The 4,658-nt window shown below is 58.1% G+C and carries 4 protein-coding genes; all 4 read right to left on the reverse strand.

The annotated features are described in order from the left end of the window. Positions 1-96: 96 nt before the first annotated feature. Positions 97-1,683, reverse strand: a complete 1,587-nt coding sequence (locus NW856_RS08360) for a mechanosensitive ion channel (protein WP_414399806.1) — start codon at positions 1,681-1,683, stop codon at positions 97-99. Between the two features lie 547 nt (positions 1,684-2,230). After that, positions 2,231-2,764, reverse strand: coding sequence for a ribosomal protein S18-alanine N-acetyltransferase (rimI, locus tag NW856_RS08365; RefSeq protein ID WP_414399807.1), 534 nt, complete (start codon positions 2,762-2,764; stop codon positions 2,231-2,233). A 6-nt stretch (positions 2,765-2,770) separates the two neighbouring features. After that, on the reverse strand, positions 2,771-3,220 hold the full coding sequence (locus tag NW856_RS08370; RefSeq protein WP_414329467.1) for a hypothetical protein: 450 nt from the start codon (positions 3,218-3,220) through the stop codon (positions 2,771-2,773). Further along, on the reverse strand, positions 3,217-4,359 hold the full coding sequence (locus tag NW856_RS08375) for a 5-(carboxyamino)imidazole ribonucleotide synthase (RefSeq protein ID WP_414399808.1): 1,143 nt from the start codon (positions 4,357-4,359) through the stop codon (positions 3,217-3,219). Before NW856_RS08375 ends, NW856_RS08370 begins: the two co-directional genes overlap by 4 nt. Positions 4,360-4,658: the final 299 nt, after the last annotated feature.

Here is a 4,658-nt window from a genome sequence, read left to right on the forward strand (position 1 = left end):
TCGTCTAGGTGGTAGCACAGCCGAGTGATTCTACCAAAGTCCCCCTTGGCGATATCTACAAAACCTGCTCTCACTCTCTCTTGACAAAACCTGCTCTCACTCTCTCTTGAGCCATTGCCGGATCTGCTCGGCAGCTACATCGCGACCTCCCAACCCAAAAGCCAACGCCACCGCCACGGCAATCGCCCCCAGAACCAGACCAAAAGCCAACACCACAATGTCGGTGGCCACGCCCATCTGCTGCAGGGCCATGGCGCCAACAAAAACCAAGATAGCCACCCGCGCCGCCTGGGCCAGTACCCCTGAGGAAGGGCTACCCAAGCTCTTGATCATAGAGTGGGCCAAATTGGCCAAATAAAGACCGATCCCAAACACCAGGGCGCCGATGAGCACCCGACCGGAAATCAGCAACAGCCCCTGCACAATGTCGGTTAGGGCGGCAAACTGCAGCAACTCCACTGCCGGCACCGCCCCAAACAAGACCACGCCTACCCAGACCACCAAGCCGGCGATCTCGGAGGGAGTGCGACGTTTGGCAGCGGGATCCCCTTCAGGCTCAGGAGCAGCGGCCAGGGGCAAGCCCAGCCCCGCGACCAGACGGTCAAAACCCACCGCCTGCAGCAACTGGGTTACCAAGCTGGCCAAAAATTGCCCCAGCAAGTAAAAGACGGCCAGGATCAAAGCGGATCCCGCGATCATGGGAATGGCCCGCAACACCTGCTCCAGCATCGCCACCGCCGGATCGGAGATGGCCCGAATTTCCAAGGCATTCAGCGCCGCAATCACCGCCGGGATCAACACCAAGACATACACCACCGTCCCGACGATCTGGGCCAACTGGGGAACGCCAAAGCGTGCCCCCAACCGATTTGCCCCTGCTGCCACCAACAAATTGGAGACGATCCCACGCACGATGCGGGCCAAAAACCAGCCCACTGCACCGATGATCAGCGCTCCCAAAATCCGCGGCACCATCGACAGCAACTGATCCAGCAGGTTTTGCACCGGCTGCAGCGGCCCCTGCAGGTTCAGGGTATCCAGGATGATCGGCAGAAAGAACAGCAGAATCAGCCAGTAAAGGGCATTGCCCAAAGTTTCATTCAGTAGAAAAGGGGTGACCTCTGCACCTCCCTCTTGGCCGGTCGGGGTTCCTTCTACGCCTGCCTCACCGGCAGCGCTTTCCTGTTGCAGAGGCCGGGCCAACTGCTCATCGAGGTTGAAACGCCGCAGCCCCTGGATGACCGCCAGCCGAGCAACAGTGGCCACCACCCAGCCCACAGCCAGCAGCACCAGCGCCCCACCCACCCGTGGCAGATAAACGAAGATTTCCCCCAAAAACCTGTTGAGCGGATCGGAGACAGCTTGAAGCTGCAGGGCATTCAGTACCGCCACCAACACAAAAGCAAGAATCACCCAGTAGACGGCAGCGGCCACCCAGCGCTCCGTTTGGGGCAGCTTCTCGCCGGGCTTTTGGCCCAAAATCCAAGCAGCCAAGCGATTGTCCAGTTGCGTCCTTTTGAGCAGTCCTCTAACGCCGAAGGCTACTGCCGTGGCCACTATCCAACCCAGAATTAAGATGACAATCGCCGCAAGGAGATTGGGCATAAAATCGATAAGCCTAGACCAAAGACTGACGACAAAAGAGATGGCCTCATCTCCAATGGTGTTTCCAGAGGTGTCCATAATGATCCTCACAGCTTGAAAATGCTCAGGATGGACAGATAACAAGTGTAGGTTAGCCTGAAGTGTTTTTTCAGGCAAGTTGGCCAAAGGGGGAATATGATATGAGAAATATATATTGAGGCAGAAATGTCGGATCTCGAAATAAAACTTCACATTCTATTAACCCAAGGGCTCCAGCCATCAGTCAAAGCTCCGATGGGCCATCGAACGGCAAGGATCGAATTCAAGTTGTTGATACCGCAGGCTATAGCTTTTCCCCACCGAGCAGGAGCTTTGTAGATTAAGTCAGGATCTCTGTTGTGCGATGGATGCGGCTGCATTGGCTAGAGTCAGTGTTGCTGGGAGGAACTGTAGCGGGCAGTTTGCATCCACAGAATGAGAGCATTTTGATGACCTATATAAAGAATCAAACGGGCAATCGACACTCGGTCAATGGGTTGGATCCCCTGTAGCCTTGATATGCTTAGCCTATTGGCTTGCTCACTGTCTGACCTAGGGTGTATCCCGAAATACGTTTGCAGTTCTTCAATTTACAATTGATAGCCTTCTAAATCGGTTTCTTCCAATACACCAGCGCATCTTCTCCGTTGTAATACCCCTTGCGACGTCCCAGCCGTTGAAACCCTGCCGATTCGTACAGGCGGATTGCCGCTTGATTGGAAGCCTTTACCTCCAGAGTGGCCCAGCGGCAGCCTGCTGCTCTCGCTTGGTTCAGCAGTTCTTCCAGAATCCGCCGGCCCAAGCCCTGTTGCCGGTGCTCGGGATCCACCGCCAAGGAGATGATATGCGCTTCTTCTTCAATGCGCCAGAGAATGCCGAAGCCCACCAGCTCTTTTGTCGTCTGCGTCGGCGAAGTGGGGTTTGGAGAGGGAAGGGGAAACTCGGCTCGGCCCAAGCCACACGGGGCGCCAACGGCAACGGGTTCCGCCACTACACCAATCACCGTGCTTGTGGGTCGTTCCAGCTCCGCTCGATATCCCTGTTCTCCCCAGTATCCTCCGTAACACCGTCGATCCAGCTCCAGCAGTTGGGGCAGGGCAGTGATGTCCAACAGCTGCAGCCGATAACTCGTACCGCTCATGGTGGCCTAGTCTCGCAATTCGCAGAATTCCGCCAACAACAACTGCCCCAAGGGATCGTCATCGGGAGCCGCGTAGGGCAAGGCTCTGCGGCTGATGCTCAAGATGTTGCCCCCCGATTGGGGATGGTGCTCCGCACCGCTTTCGCGAACAGGCTTGAGTTCGTAGTCGATCCCTTCGGTGAAGCCGGCTTCCTGTAGGTAGTCTTGGGCGGCTTTGAGGATCCCTTCTCGCAGTTGCGCTTTGACCGCAGGGGCCATGAGGTGGCGAACAAACCACTGGGCGCTGGCGGGATCCACCTCGGCCAGGTATTGGAGGGCAGGGGTCAACACAGCAGGGCGCTCTTGAGGGGACAAGCCGTTCACCTGCTGAGCTACCGCGGGCACATCCCGCCGTTGCATCGCCTGGATCAGGGCTTGTGTGGCTGGAGAAAATGAGGGATCCTGCGCTTGACTCATGGCTGGGGGTACCAGAGGGATTCGAGGGTGCGGACAAGGGCTGCTGCTTCGAAAGGAGAGGGAGCAGTCGGCAGACAGACGGTTACATGGCCCAGTTTTCGCCCTGGGCGGGCAGGAGTTTTGTGGTACCAATGCACCGTGGCATTGGGGAGCTGGGCCAGGCGCTGCCGCTTTTCTGGGTAATCGCCGGTGGCATGCTCATAGCCCAAGAGATTGACCATCACTGCCCCCCCACACTTGAGGGAGGGATCCCCCAAGGGCAGGCCGAGGATGGCCCGCAGGTGTTGCTCGAATTGTGAGGTGTGGCAGGCTTCCAGGGTGTAGTGGCCGGAATTGTGGACCCGCGGCGAGATTTCGTTGATCCAGATCCCGGCCTTGGGATGGGGGGGCGGCACCCAAAACAGCTCGATGCCGAACACGCCAACTGCACCCAATTTTTCCATCAGATCGGCTGCCAAGCGCCGGATCTCGGCCTCGGTGGTTGGGGGGATGCGGGCAGGCACCAGGACATGGCGGCAGATTTGCTCGATCTGCACAGTTTCCACCACCGGATAAACCCGGATCTCTCCCTTCAGCCCCCGCGCTACCATCACCGCCAGCTCCCGCTCGAACGGGATCCATTCCTCCAGCAATAGCGGGATCCCCTCAGATTGGCTAAGGGCCTGCTGCAAAGCCGCTCGCTCGTGCAAGATGCGGGTGCCCTGCCCATCGTAGCCCTGCCGCCGTCGCTTGAGCACCACCGGAAAGCCCAGTCCAGCCAGGTCTGCCGAATCCAACACCGCCTCCAGCGGAAAAAAAGTCGGCACCGGCAACCCCAACCGCGCCAGAAACTGCCGTTGGTGCAACTTGTCCAGCAGCGGCTCCAGCGTGCTGAGGCTGGGACGAAAGCGGGATCCCTCCGGATCCAGTTTTTTCAGCTCCGGCAGAGGGATAAACTCGTTTTCAAAAGTAACCACCGGGCAGCGCTCCAACAACTGGGCCGTGGCCTGGCTGTCGGCTGTGGATCCCCAAACCACCCCATCGGCCACTGCCACCGCCGGATCGGTGGGAGCAGCAGCCTGCACCACCAGCGGGATCCCCATCTGGCGAGCTGCCAAGGCCAACATCTGCGCCAACTGCCCGCCGCCAATCACCCCCACAGGTTGGGATCTCTGGTCTTTTGAGGATACCTGGGTTTCCACAGCCGTACCGTTATACTGGGTGGTGGGCCGCTGTCCATTGCTTCTGGGATCCAGAACCCCATTATGGGACCCCTTGCCCTCCAGCGCTAGGAGAAAAACGGTGGAACCCTCTCAACCGTCTGAGCCCAGAGCTTTGATTAACCGGGCTTTGGCAGATAAGGTCTTAACTCGCGCTGAACAACAGCAGATCCTCAATGCCGTCATGGCCGATCAAGAAATTTCCCCAGAAGAGCATGACTCTAGTCAATAATAAGCTC

The organism is Synechococcus sp. R3-13 (assembly GCF_047462195.1).
Lineage (GTDB): Bacteria > Cyanobacteriota > Cyanobacteriia > Thermostichales > Thermostichaceae > Thermostichus.

Excerpts from the sequence above, each read along its gene's own strand:
- NW856_RS08360 (WP_414399806.1), bottom strand. The coding sequence starts at position 1,683 with ATGGACACCTCTGGAAACACCATTGGAGATGAGGCCATCTCTTTTGTC.
- rimI (WP_414399807.1), bottom strand. The coding sequence starts at position 2,764 with ATGAGCGGTACGAGTTATCGGCTGCAGCTGTTGGACATCACTGCCCTG.
- NW856_RS08370 (WP_414329467.1), bottom strand. The coding sequence starts at position 3,220 with ATGAGTCAAGCGCAGGATCCCTCATTTTCTCCAGCCACACAAGCCCTG.